Below are 21,315 nucleotides of genomic sequence, written 5' to 3' on the forward strand. Positions count from 1 at the left end.
TATGGGCGAGGGGAGAAGGCCCAAGCCCCGCGAGCCTGAACGCGCTCCGTTTTGCCGTCCCAAGGCCGGCCCATCTGAACCTCTGGCCGATCGTCGTCTCACAACCTGAGACACGCCTCCCGCACCATCGATCCCATGCCCCTGAGCGCCTTCCACCCCGCCGTCGCCGCCTGGTTCGCCAAGGCCTTCCCCGCGCCCACGCCGGCCCAGATGCAGGCGTGGCCGGCGATCCGCAGCGGTCGCGATACCCTCGTCGCCGCGCCCACAGGTTCGGGCAAAACGCTGACGGCGTTCATGACCGCCATCGACATGCTGGTCCGTCGTGGGCTGGAGCATGCGAACAACGGGACCCTGTTCGACGAGGCGGCCGCGCTGCCCGACGAGACGTTCGTCGTCTACATCTCGCCGCTGAAGGCGCTGTCCAACGACATCCGCATCAACCTCGAGGCGCCGCTCGCCGGCATCCGCGAGGAGCTGGCGGCGATGGGCCTGCCCGACGTCGAGATCCGCACCGCCGTGCGCACCGGCGACACGCCGCAGGCCGAACGCGCCGCGAACCGCCGCAAGCCGCCGCACATCCTCGTCACCACGCCCGAATCGCTCTACGTCCTGCTGGGTTCCGAATCCGGCCGCGCGATGCTGTCGACGGTGCGTTCGGTGATCGTCGATGAAATCCACGCCGTGGCCGCGAGCAAGCGCGGCAGCCACCTCGCGCTCTCGCTGGAGCGCATGGAAGCGCTGTGCGGTCATCGCCTGACGCGCGTCGGGCTGTCGGCCACGCAGAAGCCGATCGAGGAAGTCGCGCGTTTCCTCGTCGGCTCGGCCAACGTCGCGCCCGACGGCACGCCGGACTGCGAGATCGTCGACATCGGCTATACGCGCCAGCGCGACCTGTCGCTCGAACTGCCGCCGACGCCGCTCAGCGCGGTGATGTCGTCCGACCAGTGGGAGCAGGTCTACACGCGCGTGTGCGAACTGGTCGAACAGCACCGCACCACGCTCGTCTTCGTCAACACGCGCCGCATGGCCGAGCGCGCCGCGCACCATCTGGGCGAAAAGCTCGGCAAGGACGCAGTGGCCGCGCATCACGGTTCGCTGTCGAAGGAACTGCGCCTGGACGCCGAGCAACGCCTCAAGCGCGGCGAACTGCGCGTGCTGGTGGCGACGGCATCGCTGGAACTGGGCATCGACATCGGCGACGTGGACCTGGTCTGCCAGCTCGGTTCGCCGCGTTCAATCGCCGCGTTCCTGCAGCGCGTGGGCCGCTCCGGCCACTACGTGGGCGGCACGCCGAAGGGACGGCTGTTCCCGCAGACGCGCGATGAACTGGTCGAATGCGCGGCGCTGCTCGACGGCGTTCGGCGCGGCGAACTCGACGCGTTGATCATGCCCGAGGCGCCGCTGGACGTGCTGGCGCAGCAGATTGTCGCCGAAGCGGCATGCCAGGAATGGAGCGAGGACGCGCTGTTCGACTGGGTGCGTCGCGCGTGGCCGTACGCGCAGCTCAAGCGCGAGGATTTCAACGCGATCGTTCGCATGCTCGCCGACGGCTTCACCACGCGTCGCGGCATCCGTGCCGGTTACCTGCATCGCGATGCGGTGAACCGCGTCGTGCGCGGACGCAAGGGCGGTCGTACCACCGCGCTGATGTCGGGCGGCACGATTCCCGACACCGGCGACTACTCGGTGATCATGGAGCCGGAGTCGGTGTTCATCGGCACGGTCAACGAAGACTTCGCCATCGAAAGCATGGCCGGCGACATCTTCCAGCTGGGCAATGCGAGTTACCGCATCCTGCGCGTCGAACCGGGGAAGGTCCGCGTGGAAGACGCGCAGGGCCAGCCGCCGAGCATTCCGTTCTGGCTGGGCGAGGCGCCGGGCCGCACGGATGAACTCTCCGTGGCCGTGTCGCGTCTTCGCGAGGAAGTCGTCGAGCGCCTGACGCCGGTGACTGAGCCCCTCTCCCCCCGGGAGAGGGGTTGGGGTGAGGGTCGGGACGAGGAGGGTAACGATGCGGCCGATGCCGACTCTTTCAGTGCGCACGAAGCGTCCCCACTCGCCGCCCACATCGAATCCACCGCCGCCTTCGCGCACCTCACCGAAGACATCCAGCTTCCCCCCGAAGCCGCGCGCCAGATCATCGAATACCTCGGTAGCACCGCCGCCACGCTGGGCGCGATGCCGACGCAGAACACGCTCGTGCTGGAGCGCTTCTTCGACGAATCCGGCGGGACGCAGCTCATCATCCACACGCCCTACGGCAGCCGCATCAACCGCGCGTGGGGCCTGGCGCTGCGCAAGCGGTTCTGCCGCAAGTTCAATTTCGAACTGCAGGCGGCGGCGACCGAGGACGCGATCATCCTGTCGCTGTCCACGAGCCACAGCTTCCCGCTGATCGAAGTGGCGAGTTACCTGCATTCGGCGTCGGCCGAGCACGTGCTGATCCAGGCGTTGCTCGACGCGCCGCTGTTCGGCGTGCGCTGGCGCTGGGTCGCGACCACGGCGCTCGCGCTGCCGCGCTTCGTCGGCGGCAAGAAGGTGCCGCCGCAGTTGCAGCGCATGAAGTCCGAGGACCTGCTCGCGACGGTCTTCCCCGACCAGGTCGCGTGCGCGGAAAACCTCGTCGGCGAGCGCGAAGTGCCCGACCATCCGCTCGTCGCGCAGACGCTGCACGACTGCCTGCACGAGGCGATGGACATCGACGGCTGGCTCGACGTGCTGCGCGCGATGGAGTCGGGCGAAGTCCAGATCGTCGCGCGCGATCTCAGCGCACCGTCGCCGTTCGCCGCGGAGATCCTCAACGCGCGTCCGTACGCGTTCCTCGACGACGCGCCGCTGGAAGAGCGCCGCACGCAGGCCGTGCAGACGCGCCGCTACACCGATGCCGGCAGTGCCGACGAGCTCGGCCGTCTCGATGCGGACGCCATCGACGCCGTGCGCGAGGAATGCTGGCCGCAAGTGCGCAACGCGGACGAGATGCACGAGGCGCTGATGGGCCTCGGCGTCGTCACGGAACGCGAGGTGCGCGAGAACGGCTGGGCCGACTGGCTGCAACGCCTGGTCAAGGCGCATCGCGCGACGAAGTTGGCGCCGCCCGCGCTCGACAAACCCGTGAGCCAGCGCGGCAGCGACGGCAACGGCCTGTGGGTCGCCGCCGAACGCCTGCCACAGCTGCAGGCGGTGTTCGCCGACGTCGCGATGCATCCGCCGATCGAAGCGCCGGCGGAGTACGCCGCGCAGCCGTGGGATCGCGAGGACGCGCTGGTCGAGCTGCTGCGTTCGCGCCTGACCGGACTGGGGCCGACGCCGTCGCAGGTGATCGCCGACGATCTGTCGCTGTCGAAGTCCGACACCGAGCTGGCGTTGCTGCGTCTGCAGAACGAGGGCTACGTCATGCAGGGCCGCTTCACCCCGGGCATCGGCGTGGACGAGTGGTGCGAGAGGCATCTGCTCGCGCGCATCCATCGCTATACGCTCAAGCGTCTGCGGCGCGAAATCGAGCCCGTCGCGCCGCGCGATTTCATGCGATTTCTTTTCGACTGGCAACGCGTCGCGCCGAGTGCGCGCGTCAACGGCCCCGAAGCGCTGGCCGGTATCGTCTCGCAGCTGGAGGGCTTCGAAGCGCCCGCGGCCGCGTGGGAAGCCGAACTGCTGCCGGCGCGCATCAACGACTATTCGATCTCCTGGCTCGACGACCTGTGCACCGCCGGCCGCACGCTGTGGACGCGTTTGCGCGCCGGGCCGGCCGATACCGGCGCCGCGAAGGGCAGCACGCCGGTCCGCGCGACGCCGGTCGTGCTGTTGCCGCGTCGCGATGCCGCCGTGTGGACGCGACTGGCGCCGCCGCCTGCCGCGGACGAAGCGTTGTCCTCCCGCGCGCAGAAGGTCGTCGATTACCTCGGCGAACACGGCGCATCGTTCTTCGACGAACTCGTCGGTGGCGCGCATCTGTTGCGCACGGAACTGGAAGACGCGCTGGCCGAACTCGTCGCGCGAGGCCGCGTGCACTGCGACAGCTACGCGGGCCTTCGTGCGCTGCTCGTGCCTGCATCGAAGCGGCCGAGCGCGTCGAATCACGGGCGTCGCCGCCGTGCCGCGCTGTTCGGTATCGAGGACGCCGGCCGCTGGGCATTGATCCGTCGCGCGTCGACGCCGCAGGCGCATACGGCCGAAGACGTCGAGCACGTCGCGCGCACCCTGCTGCGCCGCTACGGCGTGGTGTGTTGGCGCCTGCTGGAACGCGAGGCGCAATGGCTGCCGCCGTGGCGCGAGTTGGTGCGTGTCTACCATCGACTGGAAGCGCGCGGCGAGATCCGCGGCGGCCGTTTCATCTCGGGCCTGTCGGGCGAGCAGTTCGCGCTGCCCGAGGCGATCGGCCTGATGCGCCAGATCCGCCAACGTCCGCAGGACGGCGCCATGGTGTGCGTGTCGGCGGTCGATCCGTTGAACCTCGTTGGCACGATCGTCAGCGGCGAGAAGGTGCCGCGCCTGGCCGGGTCGCGCGTGCTCTATCGCGATGGCGTACCGCTGGGAACGCTCGTCTCGGGCGAAGTGAACCTGCTGGCCGAACTGCCGCACGACGAGGAAGCGAAGGTGCGCCGCATGCTGCTGCGCGAGCCGGAGCGCTCGGTCGCGGGATTCACCGCGCCGATCTCGCTGCCTTCGCTGGCACCGGTGGTTCGCACGACGCATTGATGCGCCGGCTTTGATCGCGGCGGCGTCGTCTCGCCGTTCATGTCTTCAGGCCGCCTTGACCGGCCCGATTCGAAGATGCGTCCGTATCTGCCACGGACACGTCGTACCTTGGCCACGCGCAAGTCGCCGTCGAAACGCTCGCCTTCTAAAACGCCTGCCAAGCGCGTTCGCAAGCGCGCGGCCGTGCGCGACGGCGAAGCTCCGGAGCCCGTCGACGACAGCCTCGCCGCGATGCGCGAGGCCGCGATGGGCTGCAAGCGGTGCCCGCTGTGGAAGCCCGCGACGCAGACCGTGTTCGGCGAAGGGCCCGACGACGCGCGCGTGCTCGTCATCGGCGAACAGCCCGGCGACGCCGAAGACCTGAGCGGCCACCCCTTCGTCGGGCCTGCCGGCAAGCTGTTCGATCGCGCGCTCGCCGAACTCGGGCTGGATCGCGCCAGGTTCTACGTCACCAATGCGGTGAAGCACTTCAAGTACGAAATGCGCGGCAAGGTGCGCCTGCACCGCAGTCCCAACGGCTCCGAGCGCGCGGCGTGTCGCATCTGGCTGGAACGCGAACTCGCTGCGGTGAAGCCGCACATCATCGTGTGCCTGGGCGCGATCGCGGCGCGCTCGGTGCTGGGAAGCAAGTTTCGGCTGATGGCGGAGCGCGGCACGTGGCAGACGCTCGCCGACGGCACGCGCGTGCTGGCGACGGTGCATCCGTCGTTCGTGCTACGGCAGCGCGGCGATGAGGAGCGCCACGCGGCCTACGCGCAGTTCGTCGCCGACCTGTCGCTGCTCAAGCGCGCGAGGGGCAGGACATGACGGCGAAGCAGGGCAGGGTGCGCATCGGCATTTCCGGCTGGCGTTACGCGCCGTGGCGCGGCGTGTTCTATCCGCCGGGCCTGGCGCAGCGACGCGAGCTCGAATACGCCGCGCACTGCTTCCACAGCATCGAGATCAACGGCACGTTCTATTCGCTGCAGCGGCCCGAGAGCTTCCGCCTGTGGCGCGACGAAACGCCGGAGGAGTTCGTCTTCGCCGTAAAGGGAAGCCGCTTCCTCACGCACATGAAACGCCTGAAGGACTTCGAGACGCCGCTGGCGTCGTTCTTCGCCCAGGGCGTGCTCGCGCTGGGCCCCAAGCTTGGGCCGTTCCTCTGGCAGCTGCCGCCGAACTTCCACTTCGATGCGCAACGGCTGCGTGCGTTCTTCGAGAAGCTGCCGACGAATACGGCGGAAGCAGCGAAGCTCGCGCGTCGGCGCGAAGTGTCGTTGATGAAAGGACGCAGCGTGCTGAGCGCGGCGGGCGACTACCCGCTGCGCCACGCGCTTGAAGTGCGCCACGAGAGCTTCCTCGTGCCCGAATTCACCGCGCTGCTGCGCGAGTTCAACGTCGCGCTGGTGGTCGCCGATACCGCGCGCAAGTTCCCCTTCGTCGGCGATGTCACCGCCGATTTCGTCTACATCCGCCTGCACGGCGACGAGGAACTCTACGCCAGCGGCTACGGCGAGAAGGCGCTCGACAACTGGGCGCGGCGCATCCGCGCGTGGCGTTCCGGCGGCGTGCCGAACGATGTCCCACGCATCGAACGCTCGCGGCCCGAGCGCCGCCCGCGCGACGTCTACTGCTACTTCGACAACGACGCGAAGGTGCACGCGCCCTTCGACGCGCGCGGCCTGATCCATCGCCTGGGCGGCTGACGCGGGACGGTCAACGCACCGCAACCTTCGGCCGCGAGGATGGCGCGGCCGGTTGCACGGGGGAGCCGGCGTCCCCTGTCCGCAAGGAGCGAGCCCATGCACGTGTTCACCCACCGGATGTTCCGATTCGCCGCCGTGACGCTGCTGGCGTTCGGCATCGCCACGCCCGCCGCTTTCGCCGATGATGCGGCGATGAGCGCTTCGTCCGATCGCCATCGTCCGTCCGATCCGCCCGGCCGTATGGGCCTGATCGTCATCGGCCACCGCGGCGCCAGCGGCTATCGGCCGGAGCACACGCTGGAGTCCTATCGGCTCGCGATCCGCCAGGGCGCGGATTTCATCGAACCTGACCTGGTCTCGACGAAGGATGGCGTGCTGGTGGCGCGGCACGAAAACGAGATTTCCGGCACCACCGACGTCGCCTCGCATCCGGAATTCGCCAACCGCCGCACGACCAAGACGATAGACGGCGTGGCGATGACCGGCTGGTTCACCGAGGACTTCACCCTCGCCGAGCTGAAGACGCTGCGTGCGAAGGAGCGCATTCCGGCGATCCGCCCCGGCAACACGCGCTTCGAGGGGCTGTATCCGATCCCGACGCTGGCCGAGGTCATCGCGCTGGTGAAGCGCGAAAGCCGCAACGGCCGGCGCATCGGCATCTATCCGGAAACAAAGCATCCGACGTACTTCGCGCGCGAGGGCCGGCGTCTGGATGGCACGCCGATCCACACCTCGCTCGGTGCGAAGCTGGTCGAAACGCTGGTCGCCGAGGGGTTCACCGACCCGCGCCGCATCTACGTGCAGAGCTTCGAATTCGAAAACCTGATCGAGCTGAAGAAATCGCTGATGCCGGCTGCCGGCATCGACCTGCCGCTCGTGCAGCTGTACGACGACTTCCACGGCGCCACGCCTTACGACGTCACGTACAACCTGGCACACGGCGCGAACCTCGCGTCGGTCTACGGCGGCCTCGTGCAGGCGGCGGGCGGCATCGACGCGAACACGCGTTATGGCGCGTTCGCGACCGAGGCGGCGTTGACGTGGATGCGCGCGAACTACGCGAGCGGCGTCGGTCCGTGGAAGGGCAACCTGCTGCCGCGCACGACGCTGCCCGCGCCGGTCGATGCGAACGGCGACGGCAAGGCGGAACTCGCCGCGCAGAACACCGGCATCGTGCATCCGATGCTGGCGTGGGCGCTGAAGGCGGGGTTACAGGTGCATCCGTACACGTTGCGTGCGGAGGAGTCCTTCCTCGCGCAGACGCCGGGCGGCGTTCCGCAGTCGGTCGTCGCCGAGGCGCTGCAGCTCTACGGTCTGGGCGCGCAGGGGTTCTTCATCGACCAGCCGGACCAGGGTGTGCTGGCGCGGGAGATTTTTCTGGAGATCAACCGCGTGCGGGCGAGATAAGCCGACGAGGGCGCCGCTTTGCTTCTGGCTCGTCATTCCCGCGAAGGCGGGAATCCATGGACCTTTCACGCCTTACCGGTGCAGTTCAGAAGCGAAGCTGCCCTCATGAGAGGGGCACGCGTTGCGAAAGCATGGAACGCCCCTGGATTCCCGCCTACGCGGGAATGACGGTGATTCTGGTCGCTGGCGATGGAGTGCCCAAGCGCAGACGGCCTGGGTCCCGGCTTTCGCGGGATGACGGCGTCGGGAGTCTTGTGGAGAGGTAGGTCATAAAAAAACCGCCCGGTTTCCCGGGCGGTTCTTCGTTTCACGCGAGGCTGGAGCGGCTTACTTCTTCGCCGCCTTGCCCGTCGGCTGTGCGGCCGGCGCGGTGGTCAGGCCACGCTTCTCCAGCAGCGGCTCGATCTTCGGATCGTGGCCGGCGAAGTTGCGGAACAACTGCAGCGCGTCGGTGCTGCCACCCTGCGAGAGCAGCGTCTGGCGGAAGTGGTCGCCGTTCTTGCGGCTCAGGCCGCCGTTCTGCTTGAACCACTGCACCGAGTTGGCGTCCAGCACTTCCGACCAGATGTAGGCGTAGTAGCCGGCCGCGTAGCCGCCCATGATGTGGCTGAAGTACGGCGTCTTGTAACGCGGCGGCACCGCGTAGAAGTCCACGCCGTCCTTCTTCAGCGCCGCGCCTTCGAACGCCATCACGCCCGAGGCCTGCGGCAGCTGGCCTTCGGTGGCCTGGTGCCAGTTCTGGTCGAGCATCGCCGCGCCCAGGTACTCGGTCGTCGCGAAGCCCTGGTTGAACTTCGACGCCGCGATGACCTTGTCGAGCAGTTCCTTCGGCATCGGCGCGCCGGTCTGGTAGTGCTTGGCGTAGTTGGCCAGGATCGACGGCCAGTCGGCCCACATCTCGTTGACCTGCGAGGGGTACTCGACGAAGTCGCGCGGGACGCTGGTGCCGCTGAAGTAGGGGTACTTCACGTCCGAGAACATGCCGTGCAGCGCGTGGCCGAACTCGTGGAACGCGGTGGTCACCTCATCCCAGGTCAGCAGCGTCGGCTTGCCTTCGCTCGGCTTGGGGATGTTGAGGTGGTTGGCGACCACCGGCTTGAAGCCGGTCAGCCCCGACTGGTCGACGTAGGAGTTCATCCACGCACCGCCGCGCTTGGACGAACGCGCATACGGATCCCAGATGAAGATGGCCAGCTGCGAACCGTCCTCGTTGAACACGTCGTACACCCACGTATCAGGGTGGTACTTCGGCAGGTCCGTGCGCTGCTTGAACTTCAGGCCGTACAGCTGGCCGGCGGCGTAGAACACGCCGTTCTCCAGCACGTTCTGCATCTCGAAGTACGGCTTGAGCTGCGATTCGTCGAAGCTGTACTTCTGCTGGCGGACCTTCTCGCTGTAGAAGGACCAGTCCCACGGCTCGAGCTTGAACGTCGGCTGGCCCTTGGCCTTCTGCTCGGCGTCGATCATCGCCTGCAGGTCGGCGGCCTCGCGCTTGGCGTTGGCGACGGCAGCCGGCGCGAGCTGGCCGAGCATCGCGTTGACGGCCTGCGGCGTCTTGGCGGTCTCGTCTTCCAGCACGTAGGCGGCGTAGTTCGGATAGCCCATCAGCTTGGCGCGCTCGGCGCGCAGCTTGGTGACGCGCGCGACGATGCCGGTGTTGTCGAACTCGTTGCCGCGGCTGCCGCGGGCGACGGAGGCCTTGTGCAGGCGCTCGCGCAGCGCGCGGTTGGTCAGCTGCGCCTCCGGCGGCTGGCCGGTGGTGTTGAGCAGCGCGATGACGTACTTGCCCGGCAGGTTGCGTGCCTTGGCGGCTTCGGCGGCGGCGGCGATCTGCTCGTCCGACAGGCCGTCGAGTTCTTCCTTGGTGTCGACCACGATCGCCGAGGCGTTCACTTCGGCCAGCACGTTCTGGCTGAACTTGGTGCCAAGGCCCGCGAGTTCGGCGTTGATCTGCTTCAGCTTGGCCTTGTCGGCGTCCGACAGGTTGGCGCCGGCGCGGACGAAATCGGTGTAGTAGCGCTCGACAAGGCGCACGCCCTGCGCGTCCAGGCCCAGCGAGTCGCGCGTGTCGTACAGCGCCTTCACGCGGGCGAACAGCTTGCCGTTGAGGTTGATGGCGTCGCGGTGCGCGGCGAACTTCGGCGCGTAATCGCCCTGGAGCTTTTCACGCGTCGGGTTGGTGTCGGTGCCGACCAGGTTGAAGAACACGGTCGTCGCGCGGCCCAGCGTGCGGCCCGAGTTCTCCATCGCGATGATGGTGTTCTCGAAGGTCGGCTTCTCGGCGTTGTTGGCGATCGCGTCGATTTCCTTCAGCTGCTGCGCCATGCCGGCGTCGAAGGCGGGCGCGAAATCGCTGTCCTTGATCTTGTCGAACTGCGGGTAGTGCAGCGGCAGCGTGCTGTCGGCGAAGAACGGGTTGGTGCCTTTGGCGGCGTCGGCTTGCGCACTCACGGCGGTACCTTGCTTGGGGGTCTTGGCGTAAGTGGGGGCGGTCGCGGCGATTGCCACGGCCAGCGCCAGCGCGAGAGGGTGCTTCATGGACTTGGAAACCTCGTCAAAGGGAGCCCGAAGCCTACCCGATGGCCCGTAGGCGGACCCATGACGAAAGGCATGGGGGAATGAACGGCCTCCACCGGCACAGGCTGGCTACACTCGCCGAACAGTCGGACCGCCGGTCCGGACAACGGATGGGACGGGAATGGACATGAACACGAAGACTCGGATGGCGCTGGCCCCGCTCGCCCTGGTGCCGCTGGCGCTTGGCCTGCTCGCCCTGGCACCACAGGCACTGGCCGCCGAAACGCTCCGCTACGTGGCCCTGGTGGACGGCGGCAAGCAGGCGGGGCAGCAGGTCGTGACGACGGGCACCGACGGCACGACGAAGGTCGAGTTCATCTTCAAGGACAACGGGCGCGGTCCGGAACTGAAGGAGGAATACACCCTCGCGCCCGACGGCACGTACCAGACCTACAAGGTGCAGGGCACCTCGACCTTCGGCGCGAAGATCGACGAGAGCTTCCGCCGCGACGGCGACCAGGCGCAGTGGAAGTCGACGTCCGACGAAGGCAGCCAGAAGGTGCAGGGCACCGCGCTGTACCAGCCGCTGGGCGGCTCGCCCGCCGGGTATTCGGTGGCGTTCAACGCATTGTCGAAGCGGGCCGACGGCAAGCTGCCGCTCATCCCGAGCGGCACGCTCACCTCGCGCAAGGTCGGCCAGGCGCAGGTGCAGTGCGGCACGAACAAGCGCGACGTGCAGCTCGTTGCCGTGACGGGCGTGGGCCTGGTGCCGACGTTCGTATGGGCGACGACCGACGCGAACCCGCGCCTGTTCGCCTACATCTATCCGGGCTTCGTGCAGCTGGTGGAGGACGGTTGCCAGGCCATCGCCGCCGATCTGGAAAAACAGCAGAAGCAGGCCGAAGGCGATGCGCTGGTCGAACTGGCCAAGCGCCTGGGCCATCCGCTGGCCGGCACGACGCTCATCCGCAACGCGCGCGTGTTCGACAGCGAGAAGGCGACGCTCGACGCCGCCAGCGACGTGCTGGTGAAGGACGGCAGGATCGTGTCGATCACGCCGACCTCGAAGAAGCCCGCCGCCGCCGACCACGAGATCGACGCGAACGGAAAGGTGCTGCTGCCCGGCCTGTTCGACATGCACGGTCACGTGGGCCGCTGGGACGGTGGGCTGAATCTCGCCGCCGGTGTCACCACCGTGCGCGACATGGGCAACGACAACGCGACGCTCCAGCAGATGCTGGGCGAGATCAAGGCCGGCACGCTGATGTCGCCGGACGTCGTACCGGCCGGTTTCATCGAGGGCGAGAGCAAGTTCTCCGCGCGCAACGGCTTCGTGGTGAAGAACCTAGACGACGCGAAGAAGGCGGTGGACTGGTACGCCGAGCACCACTACCCGCAGATCAAGATCTACAACTCGTTCCCGAAGGACATCCTCAAGGACACCGTCGCCTACGCGCATTCCAAGGGCCTGCGCGTAAGCGGCCACGTGCCGGCGTTCCTGCGCGCGCAGGACGTGGTGGACGACGGTTTCGACGAGATCCAGCACATCAACCAGCTGATGCTGAACTTCTTCGTCGACGACAAGACCGACACGCGCACGCTGGCGCGCTTCTACCTGCCGGCCGAGAAGACCGACGGGCTGGACCTCGACAGCAAGCCGGTACAGGACTTCATCCACACCCTCGCCAGCAAGCAGGTGGTGATCGATCCGACGCTGGCGACGTTCGAGTTCCTGCACCAGCGCGAAGGCGAGATGTCGCCGATCGTGGCCGACGTCGCCGACCACCTCCCGCCGGACGTGCAGCGCGGCCGCCGCGCGGCGGAGATGAACATCCCCGACGACGCCACCGCGGCGAAGTACACGCGTTCGTACGCGAAGATGGTCGAGTTCGTCGGACGCGCCTACAAGGCGGGCGTGCCGATGGTCGCCGGCACCGACGAAATGGTCGGCTTCACGCTGCAGCGCGAGCTCGAACTCTACGTGCAGGCCGGCCTGACGCCGTCGCAGGCGCTGCAGGTCGCGACCTGGAACGGCGCCAAGTACAGCCGGACGCTGGCCGAGCGCGGTTCGGTCACGCCGGGCAAGCGCTCGGACCTGGTGCTGATCGACGGCGATCCGACGAAGAACATCGCCGATATCCGCAAGGTGGCGCTGGTCCTGAAGGGCGATACGGCCTACTACCCGGAGGAGATCCATGAGGCCCTGGGGATCAAGCCGTTCGCGCCGGCGGTTCGGGTGATGAATTCGAGGTGAGGCGACCAGGTGCCTGGGTTTTTGCCCCCTCTCCCGCGAGCGGGAGAGGGCTAAACGCGGGCTGGTCATGAGGGGAACCAGGCGCCCGATACGCGCCGGTACGGCCCTTTAACACTCTGGTAACATTCCCGCGTCATGTCGAGCTGCCAGGGCGCGGGACCGGGTCCGCGCCGAGGCCGTCAAGGGACGGCCCTGAGTAGATTTTTTCGCTCATCGCATCGCCGTAGTGCGCGCCGGAGAGAAGCCGCGCTGCGTCGGCCTTCGAACCCTTGGCGCCTCCACCTTTTCGGCGCCGCTCATCGAGACCGCCCCATGTCCATGCCGCTCGCTCCGCGCAAGCTTCCCCGCCACGCCCTGACCGTCGCCATCGCCCTGATGCTGCCGGCGCAGGCCGCCTTCGCGCAGGATGCGCAGACCACGCCGAGCGAAACGACCTCGGCCACCACGCTGGACACCGTGCAGGTGACCGCGCAGCGCAAGGTCGAGAACCTGCAGGACGTGCCGGTCTCGGTCAGCACGATCAACGCGCAGGAACTCGACGTGCTGGGTTCGGGCGGCGGCGACGTGCGTTCGCTGTCGGGCCGCGTGCCCAGCCTCAACATCGAATCCTCCTTCGGCCGCGCGTTCCCGCGCTTCTACATCCGCGGCTACGGCAACACCGACTTCCGCCTCAACACCTCGCAGCCGGTCTCGCTGGTGTACGACGACGTCGTGCAGGAAAACCCGATCCTGAAGGGCTTCCCGATCTTCGACCTGGATCGCGTCGAAGTGCTGCGCGGCCCGCAGGGCTCGCTGTTCGGCCGCAACAGCCCGGCCGGCGTGGTGAAGTTCGAATCGGCCCGTCCGTCGCAGGAAACCAGCGGCTACGGCAAGCTCGGCGTGGGCACCGACAACATGGTGAACTTCGAAGGCGCCGTCGGCGGCGGCCTGACCGAGAACCTGTCGGCACGCGCGTCCGTGCTGTACCAGCGCCGCGACGACTGGGTCACCAACGACTACCCGGGCCCGAACGACGGCTTCGAGGGCTACGACGAATCCGCCGGCCGCGTGCAGTTCCTGTACGAAGGCGGCGACTGGGACCTGCTGCTGAACGCTCACGCGCGCCACCTCAACGGCACCGCGCGCCTGTTCCGCGCCAACATCATCGAGCCGGGCACGAACGACCTGGTCTCGGGCTTCGACGAAGACCGCGTCTCGCTCAACGGCCTGAACCACTCCGAGCTCGACAGCCAGGGCGCGAGCGCGCGCCTGAGCTGGAACCTCAGCGACACCTACACGCTGTACGCGATCACCGGCTACGAGTCGGTGGAGACCTACAGCCGCGGCGACATCGACGGCGGCACGCCGGACGGCCCGGGCTTCATCCCGTTCCAGTCCGAAACCGCCGACGGCATCCCGCGCCACTCGCAGTGGACGCAGGAATTCCGCATCGAATCGAACACCGGCACGCCGTGGAACTGGCAGGGCGGCGTGTTCTATTTCAACGAAGACTACGACGTCGAAAGCTTCAGCTACGACTCGCTCAACAACGGCCAGCAGGACGGCTATGAGCGCGTTCGCCAGACCAACGACTCGTGGGCGATCTTCGCCGCCGCCACGTGGCAGGCCACCGACGCGCTCGAACTGCGCGCCGGCATGCGCTACACCTGGGACGAGAAGGAACTGAACGTACTGGATTACTGGAACACCGGCTTCGCGCCGTGCATCGGCCCGACGCTGGGCATCATCCCGGGTCCGGTGCTGTGCACGAAGGACGACCTGCTCGCGGCCGAAGGCCCGGGCGGCACGCTGTCGGCGGCGCCGGAAGACAAGAAGTTCAGCTGGGACGTGTCGGCCACGTACGAGATCAACGACGACGTGAACCTCTACGGCCGCGTCGCCACCGGCTACCGCGGCAGCTCGATCCAGGCCGCCGGCGCGTTCAACCGCATGTCGGTCGCCGGTCCGGAAACCTCGACCTCGTACGAGGCGGGCGTGAAGGCCGACCTGTGGAACAACCGCGCGCGCATCAACGCCAACGTCTTCTATTACGAAGTGAAGGACCAGCAGCTGACCGCCGTCGGCGGCGCGGCCAACGCGAACATCCTGCTCAACGCCGACAAGTCGGTGGGCCAGGGCTTCGAGATGGACTTCCAGGCGTACCTGACCGACACCCTGCTGGTCACGCTGGGCAGCAGCTACAACGACACCGAGATCAAGGACAGCGATCTCAACGTCGCCGGTTGCGCGGCGTGCACCGTCACCGATGCGCCGGTGCTCGACCCGGTCACGGGCCTGCCGACCGGCAGCTTTTACATCGACGGCAACCGCCTGCCGCAGGCGCCGAAGTGGACGCACAACCTCACCGCGCGCTGGGGTCTGCCGATGGACAACGGCAACGAGTTCTACGTCTACACCGACTGGATGTACCGCGGCGAGTTGAACTTCTTCCTGTACGACTCGGTGGAGTTCACCGCCAAGTCGCTGGTCGAAGGCGGCCTGCGCGTGGGCTACAGCTGGAACTACGGCAAGTACGACGTGGCGCTGTTCGGCCGCAACATCACCGACGAAGTGCAGGTGGTCGGCGCGATCGACTTCAACAACCTCACCGGCATGATCAACGAGCCGCGCACCTTCGGTGCGGAGTTCCGCGCCTCGTTCTGATCGAACGTCCACAAGGTTCGAATGCAGCGACGCCGGGCTTGTCCCGGCGTTGTTGTTTTGTGGGTTCGTTGTCGGGGTCGCGACGCTTCCATCGAGCACATCATCCCGTCATCCCGGCGAAGGCCGGGATCCAGGCTCGTACCGCTCGTTCTTGCGATGCGCGCCCTTCGGAAGGCGTGACAGCCTGGGTCCCGGCCTTCGCCGGGATGACGGCTAACTTTCGAGGTTCGCGGAACCTTGGAGGTATCCTCCTTTCAACCTGCACCCAACCGGAGCGCCCCATGACCACCGCCTACGACTTCACCGCCACCGACATCGACGGCCAGCCGCGCGCGCTGAGCGAGTTCCAGGGCAAGGCGCTGCTGATCGTCAACGTCGCGTCCAAGTGCGGGTTCACGCCGCAGTACACGGGGCTGGAAAAACTGCAGCGCGATTACGCCGCGCGCGGATTCGACGTGCTGGGCTTCCCGTGCGACCAGTTCGGCCACCAGGAGCCGGGCGACGAGGCGGAGATCAAGAATTTCTGTTCGCTCACCTACGACGTGACCTTCCCGATGTTCGCCAAGGTCGACGTCAACGGCGACGCCGCGCATCCGCTGTGGAAGTGGCTGAAGGACGAGAAGGGCGGCCTGCTCGGCATCGATGCCATCAAGTGGAACTTCACCAAGTTCCTCGTCGGCCGCGACGGTCGCGTGCTCAAGCGCTACGCGCCGACCGACAAGCCCGAGTCGATCGCGAAGGACATCGAGGCCGCGCTGGCCTGATTCGGTGTCCGCGGCGTCGTGCCGTTGACGTCGCACCACCGGATTCGCATCGCACGCTGCGACCGCGGCCCCGCGTAGGCGCGCGCGCGACGGCAGCTGGCCGCTGCCCGAAAGCCCCGGCGTTGCCTCGTCTGGAGGTGTCGCATGTTCAGTGGTCGCTGGCCGGGCTGGAGTGCCTGGGCCGCGTCCACCTGCGTCGCGCAGCGTGGACGGGGCGGGGCACGTGAGGCGGGTGCAGGGCGTGGCGTCGCGTTCGTCGTCGCGCTGCTGCTCGCGTTGGCCTGCGCCCCATCCCCGGCGGTCGGCGCGACGGCGCCACTCGCGTCGGCCCCCATCGCGAATGACGCCCGGGAGCCGGACGACGCACCAGATGAGGAGCGCTTCGGCGCCTCCAGCTATTTCTCGGCGACGCCGCAACTGAGGCCGTTGCGGCCGCTGGCGCACCTGCCGCCGAACGCGCGGGCGAGGGTACACGCCGCGGTGGCCACCGCGCCGGATCCGTGGGAAACGCGGCTGGGGCGCTCGTTCGACATGGAAATGGCGGCGATGATCACCGCGTTCCAGGCGCGAGGTTACGTGCTCGACGGGTTCGCGCTGGCATGGCACCCGCGCGAGGCGGAGGCCGCGAAAGCAGGCAGGAAGTCCGACGCCGACACCGGCCGCGATCTCCATCGCGAGATCCCGGGCGTGATGCTCTTCCGTCGGGATGGATGGCGCAGCGGCGGCGATGTCGAGTACTACGCCGTGTTCCTGGTAGGCGATTCGCAGACCTTCGGCGTGGAGCCGGCCGCGTTCGCCCGGGCGGCGCGTTGCGCGCTGCGGTTCAACGGTATCGGCCCCGACGAACTGCAGGCCGCGCGACTCATCGATTGCGACCTTGCCGCCGTGCCGCCGACGACCAGTCAGCGCGGGCTCGACGTCATCGGGCCCAGTTTCTCCGGTTCGATGCAGTCCATGGCCGTGGCGCTGGGCAACCTGTGCAACGGCCCGTGCGACGAACGCGTACGCGTGACGATGCTCAGCCCGTCGGCGTCGGTGGGAAGCAATCGGGCGATCGTGGTGCACCCGTTCCTCGCGCGTCGCGATGGCGAAGGTACCGCGCCGGTCGAGTACCACTCGCTTGCCAGGAACCTGGCGACGCAGATAGCCGGCCTGCTGGGCCACCTGTGCCGGGACGAAGGCATTCCCGTGGAGAACGTCACGATCCTCGCGGAGGAATCCACCTTCGGCGGCGAGGCATTGCGGCTGGCCCGCCACGACCCGTCGGCCATCGGCTGCGGCGAGCGCCTGCGCATTTCCGCGCGGCAATTTCCGCCCAACATCGCCTCGATCCGCGCCGAGCATTCCATCCTGCGCGGCGCGCAGCGCGAGCACGCCGAGGCCGCGCTGCCGGCCACGCGACGCCTGCTCGAACTGGACATGGGCGGTGCCGAAGCGGCGTCGGAACGCCCGCCGGTGTACCAGCCCAGCCTGACGTCGCGGTCCGACGAGCTGATGCTCTATCGCGGCTTCGACACCATGAAGGTGTATCGCACGCCGAACGTGGTGGTGATCGTCGCCACCGACATCCGCGACCGATTGTTCCTGCTGGGAGAAGTGCGCAAGGCGCTGCCTGGCGCGCTGCCGGTGATGGTCGAGCTGGACTTCCTCGCCGTACATCCGGACTACCGCAAGGCCAGCCGCGGCGCCGTGGTGCTGGCGGCGGGCGAGCCCGTGGCGTGCCTGAGCGAACAGGGCGACCTCGTGGCGTGCCGTGCGGTCGTGAAGGACGAGCGCTGCCACGCGCCGCGGCAGGACGATGTCGCGGTCGTCGGCGCGGCAAACGCGCGCGGCAGGACGCAGAAGACGCGTTTCCCGTTCGCCACGGACCACGCCGCCAACACGTTCCGCGCGGTGGTGTTGCTGGACGAGTTCCGCGAGGGCAACGCGCCGTTCGGTCAGTTCATGGCGCGCAAGGAGCGGGCGCTTGCCGAGCCCGGGGAGCCCGTCGCCTACGTCGCCACCATGGCCGGCTTCCAGGGCCTGGGCCGCAAATCCTACGAGCAGCGCAGCCTCGTCGCGGTCGCCGACGTTCGGCTCGCGATGCAGTAGCCGGCGTACCTCGCGCTGATGCTGGGCGGCCTGTTCTTCGTCGTCGCGGCCGTCTGGCTCTGGCTGGGCGAATGCCGCGGCCGCGTGATGCTGCCGTTCCTGCGCGGGCTCGTCTCCGATTTCCGCTCCACGACCGCGACGGCGTGGCGCCGCTGCCGGCATGGACGTCGCGTCGAAGCGACACCCTGCCAGAACACCACCGCCGCGGCTTCGCTGCAACCAGCCTGTCGAGTGGCGTGGCTGGCGGCGATGACAGCGGTAGGCGCCGCCGCTCTGGTCATCGCCACGCGCCGGCTGGTCGAGCTGCTGCAGTCCAGCGCCGACGGTGCGACGCGCCAGCCGTGCTACTTCATGCTCGCGCACGGCCGCGACCTGCACGCGCTGGCCTGCATCTGGCTGCTCTACGCCGGGCTGTGCATCGTCGCGTACATGCGGCTCAACGTGTCCAATCGCCGTTACGCGTTCTACAACGCCGTGTTCACCCGCAACGCACGCCGCACCGCGAACCGCACGCGGGTGATCACCGGCGTGTCGTGGGCGGTGCCGGTCGTCTGCGGGCTGGCGGCGATGGGACTGGTGCTGCTCGTGCATGGGCGCGCGGTCAGCATCGACAACAACGACGTGTGGTGGATCGCCGGCATCGTGCTCGCTACGGGTCTGGCGTTCCTGGTGAACCTGTTCTGGCAGGTGCGGCTGCTGGGCAACCTGTCGTTGTCGCTGGCGCGGACCATCGCGCCGGTGCAGGCGCAGCGCGCCATTCCCGACTGGCCCAAGCCTTCGGCGACCCGCGAAGCGCCGCAGACGCCGTTCAACCTGTCGCTGCGCGAATACCGGCGCGACATGCCGGCGCTGCTGCGCGCCTCGCCGCGCGCGTGGGCGAAGCGCACGCTGCAGGTGGTGCGCGATGCAGGCACCAGCGGCCCGGATGCGATGAATCCCTGGCAGTTCGAGCGCTGGACCGAGCAGCTGGTGGCCGAACTGAAACTGTGTGTCGTCACGATCCGGACGTGCGCATGGTGCGCGATGCTGGCGCCGGTGTCGGTGCTGGTCGCGATGTCGGTCTATCCGCCGGTCTACGAGCGCCTGCTGACGTCCATCGCGATCATGCTGCTGCTGCTCAGCTTCGCCGCCACGATCCTGGTCGTGCTGCGGCTGGAGAAGGACGCGATGCTCGGCCTGATGTTCACCAACGACGGCAACACGCTCACCTTCGGCGGCGCGCTGCGCGCGTTGTGGCCGAAGTTCGTGGCGATGGGGCTGATCCTGGTGCCGCTGGCCGCGCCCGACGTGTGGTCGTGGATGTACGGCCTGGTGCGTTCGATCAACTCGTTCGGTTGACCTACTTCTCGACGAAGGCCCGCTCGAACACGTACTGCCCCGGCGTGCCGATGCGCGGCGCGGCGGTGAAGCCGCGACGGTCGAGGATGTCGCGGAAATCGGCCAGCATCTGCGGGCTGCCGCAGATCATCGCCCGGTCGTGCTCCGGATCCAGTGCGGGCAGGCCGAGGTGTTCCATCATCCGGCCGCTGTCGAACAGCTCGGTGAGGCGGCCACGCTGGTCGCGGCCGTCGAATTCGAACGCCTCGCGCGTCACCGCCGGGTAGTACTTCAGCTTCGCGGCGATCTGCTCGCCGAGGAACTCGTGGCGCGGCAGTTCGTTGACGAAGTAGTCGCGATACGCGAGGTCCTGCGCGCTGCGGACGCCATGGGTCAGGATGACGTTGTCGAAACGCTCGTAGGTTTCCGGATCCTTGATCACCGCCAGCCACGGCGCCAGGCCCGTGCCGGTGCCCAGCAGGTAGAGGTTGCGGCCCACGTGCAGGTCGTGGATCAACAGCGTGCCGGTGGGCTTGCGGCCGATCAGCACCTCGTCGCCGGGCTTGATCGACTTCAGGCGCGAGGTCAGCGGGCCGTTGGGCACCTTGATGCTGAAGAACTCCAGCTGCTCTTCCCAGTTCGCGCTCGCGATGGAATACGCGCGCAGCAGCGGCTTGTGCGAGCCGTCGGGCTGTTCGACCTGGAGGCCGATCATCACGAACTGGCCGTTCTCGAAACGGAAGCCGTCGTCGCGCGTGGTGGTGAAGCTGAAGTAATCGTCCGTCCAGTGACGGACATCCAGCACCGTCTCGGTGCCAAAAGCGGAGGACATCGGGGTGTCTGGGGCGAGTGGGGGAAGCGCGGCCATTGTAGCCCAGACGCCTTCACTTGATATTGATTCTCATCTGGGCGACATGGCGCCGACTATGCTCCGGCCCATGCGAACGATCTGGACCGTGGGCCATTCCACGCGCGAATGGCCGCAATTCCTCAGCCTGCTGATGCAGGCGGGGATCGAGGCGGTGGCCGACGTCCGGCGCTATCCGGCGTCGCGTCGTCATCCGCAGTTCGCCGCCGCGACGATGGCCGGCGGGCTGGCCGAAGCCGGCATCGACTACATCCCGATGGTCGAACTGGGCGGCCGGCGCAATCCGCGCAAGGATTCGCCCAACACCGCGTGGCGCAACGCGTCCTTTCGCGGCTATGCGGATTACATGGCGACCGACGACTACCGCGAGGCGCGGGAGCGGCTCGAGGCGATCGCCGCCAGGCGCCGCACCGCCGTGATGTGCGCCGAGGCGTACTGGACGCAGTGCCACCGCAGCCTCATCAGCGACGACCTGAAGTCGCGCGGCTGGACCGTCGTGCACCTGATCGCCCCCAACCGCATCGAAGAACATCCGTACACGAAGGCGGCGCGGATCGTGGACGGACGGCTGGATTACGCCGCGGTCGCGCAGCCCGCGCCACAGGGCGACCTGTTCTGAGCGTTACTTCGCTTCGGCGATGCGCGAGGAATGCGAGGCGATCATCTTCCACGCGCCATCGCGCTGCACCCACACGCGCGTGAAGCGGAAGCGGCCATTCCACGGCACGCCATTGCTGACGCCCGACTGCACGCTGGTGCCGGTGACCACGACCGTGTCGCCGTAGCGGCGCGCGCGGACGTCCTCGTTGCCGATGCCGGAATTGCGACGCGCGCTGGTGCGCAGTTCGTCCAGGTAATCGGCCTTGTACTGCACGCGGCCGTCGGAGTGGGTGAGCATCCAGTCGTCGGCGAGGATGCGGTCGAGACCGGCCACGTCCGGCTTCATGCGCAGTTCGTTCCAGGTTGCGTCCATGGCCAGCAGTTCGGTCTCGCTTTCGATGGCGAACGTGGGCGAGGAGACGAGCAGGAGCAGGGTGAGGAGGATCGTCCGGATCATGGGTGTCCTTGGGGAAT

Annotated in this window: 10 protein-coding genes and 3 pseudogenes; 10 read left to right on the forward strand and 3 right to left on the reverse strand. The window is 67.9% G+C overall.

Annotation, left to right across the window (positions count from 1 at the left end; genetic code table 11):
* Positions 1-135 precede the first annotated feature (135 nt).
* From GOY17_RS07880 to GOY17_RS07895, 4 genes and pseudogenes are all read left to right on the forward strand, one after another.
* A pseudogene (locus GOY17_RS07880) lies at positions 136-4,620 on the forward strand (DEAD/DEAH box helicase); the annotation flags it as partial.
* A gap of 210 nt (positions 4,621-4,830) precedes the next feature.
* Positions 4,831-5,502 (forward strand): annotated as a pseudogene (locus GOY17_RS07885) (UdgX family uracil-DNA binding protein); the annotation flags it as partial.
* Positions 5,499-6,380: a DUF72 domain-containing protein gene (locus GOY17_RS07890; protein WP_157029957.1), complete on the forward strand. Its 882-nt coding sequence runs from the start codon at positions 5,499-5,501 to the stop codon at positions 6,378-6,380. The pseudogene GOY17_RS07885 and the gene GOY17_RS07890, both read left to right, overlap by 4 nt.
* Before the next feature lie 96 nt (positions 6,381-6,476).
* Positions 6,477-7,787, forward strand: a complete 1,311-nt coding sequence (locus GOY17_RS07895) for a glycerophosphodiester phosphodiesterase family protein (RefSeq protein ID WP_198173854.1) — start codon at positions 6,477-6,479, stop codon at positions 7,785-7,787.
* Positions 7,788-8,114: 327 nt separating this feature from the next.
* Here the strand turns inward: GOY17_RS07895 and GOY17_RS07900 are convergent.
* A pseudogene (locus GOY17_RS07900) lies at positions 8,115-10,211 on the reverse strand (M3 family metallopeptidase); the annotation flags it as partial.
* A 280-nt stretch (positions 10,212-10,491) separates the two neighbouring features.
* On the opposite strand from GOY17_RS07900, the gene GOY17_RS07905 reads away from it, so the two are divergent.
* From GOY17_RS07905 to GOY17_RS07925, 5 genes are all read left to right on the forward strand, one after another.
* Positions 10,492-12,558, forward strand: coding sequence for an amidohydrolase family protein (locus GOY17_RS07905; RefSeq protein WP_232338558.1), 2,067 nt, complete (start codon positions 10,492-10,494; stop codon positions 12,556-12,558).
* Positions 12,559-12,876: 318 nt separating this feature from the next.
* Positions 12,877-15,201 (forward strand): TonB-dependent receptor, encoded by a 2,325-nt coding sequence (locus GOY17_RS07910; RefSeq protein ID WP_425482303.1) that lies wholly within the window; start codon positions 12,877-12,879, stop codon positions 15,199-15,201.
* Positions 15,202-15,482: 281 nt separating this feature from the next.
* Complete coding sequence (locus GOY17_RS07915; RefSeq protein WP_157029959.1) at positions 15,483-15,965, forward strand: glutathione peroxidase; 483 nt, start codon at positions 15,483-15,485, stop codon at positions 15,963-15,965.
* 144 nt (positions 15,966-16,109) lie between these two features.
* Positions 16,110-18,056, forward strand: coding sequence for a hypothetical protein (locus tag GOY17_RS07920; RefSeq protein ID WP_157029960.1), 1,947 nt, complete (start codon positions 16,110-16,112; stop codon positions 18,054-18,056).
* A gap of 18 nt (positions 18,057-18,074) precedes the next feature.
* Positions 18,075-19,394, forward strand: a complete 1,320-nt coding sequence (locus GOY17_RS07925) for a hypothetical protein (protein ID WP_157029961.1) — start codon at positions 18,075-18,077, stop codon at positions 19,392-19,394.
* A 1-nt stretch (position 19,395) separates the two neighbouring features.
* Here the strand turns inward: GOY17_RS07925 and GOY17_RS07930 are convergent, their stop codons facing one another.
* Positions 19,396-20,205 carry a ferredoxin--NADP reductase gene (locus tag GOY17_RS07930; RefSeq protein ID WP_157029962.1) on the reverse strand — a complete coding sequence of 270 codons (810 nt, stop codon included), beginning with the start codon at positions 20,203-20,205 and terminating at the stop codon, positions 19,396-19,398.
* Between the two features lie 124 nt (positions 20,206-20,329).
* Between GOY17_RS07930 and GOY17_RS07935 the strand changes: the two genes are divergently transcribed.
* Entirely contained in the window at positions 20,330-20,860 is a 531-nt protein-coding gene (locus GOY17_RS07935; protein WP_232338559.1) for a DUF488 domain-containing protein, read from the forward strand.
* Between the two features lie 3 nt (positions 20,861-20,863).
* Here GOY17_RS07935 and GOY17_RS07940 read toward each other — a convergent pair whose 3' ends face one another.
* A complete protein-coding gene (locus GOY17_RS07940; protein WP_157029964.1) occupies positions 20,864-21,298 on the reverse strand; it encodes a nuclear transport factor 2 family protein in 435 nt (144 codons plus the stop codon).
* Positions 21,299-21,315 lie beyond the last annotated feature (17 nt).

Source organism: Lysobacter soli, assembly GCF_009755585.1.
Taxonomy (GTDB): Bacteria; Pseudomonadota; Gammaproteobacteria; order Xanthomonadales; family Xanthomonadaceae; genus Lysobacter_J; species Lysobacter_J soli.